This is a genomic window from Pseudomonas sp. EA_65y_Pfl1_P113, from assembly GCF_963970525.1.
Lineage (GTDB): Bacteria > Pseudomonadota > Gammaproteobacteria > Pseudomonadales > Pseudomonadaceae > Aquipseudomonas > Aquipseudomonas tritici.
Map to the genome: position 1 here is coordinate 1 of NZ_CAXAQM010000379.1, position 510 is coordinate 510.

General features: G+C 63.3%; 1 protein-coding gene. It reads right to left on the bottom strand.

The window, feature by feature from the left end:
- Positions 1–510: AAA family ATPase (locus AACY52_RS30155; protein ID WP_339561354.1), on the bottom strand; the 510-nt coding region annotated here is incomplete at both ends.

Consider the following 510-nt stretch of genomic DNA (forward strand, 5'->3'; position numbering starts at 1 on the left):
GACGATCGGTGCCATCTCCGCTTGCCCGAGCCGGTGGAACAGCACGATCTCGTCGAGCCGGTTGAGGAATTCGGGCCGGAAATGCCCGCGCACGATCTCCATCACTTGCGGTTCGACGCTCGCGACGTCTTCGCCTTCGCCCAGCGTCGTGAGGATCTGGCTGCCGAGGTTGGAGGTCAGCACGATGATCGTGTTGGTGAAGTCGACGGTGCGCCCCTGGCCGTCGGTCAACCGCCCGTCATCGAGCACTTGCAGCAGGATGTTGAAGACATCGCCATGCGCCTTCTCGACCTCGTCGAACAACACCACCTGATAGGGCCGCCGCCGTACCGCCTCGGTCAGCACGCCGCCTTCCTCATAACCGACATAGCCCGGAGGCGCACCGATCAGCCGGGCAACCGCGTGCTTTTCCATGAACTCGCTCATGTCGATGCGCACCATTGCGGTCGGGTCATCGAACAGGAATTCGGCGAGCGCCTTGGTCAGTTCGGTCTTGCCGACGCCGGTTGG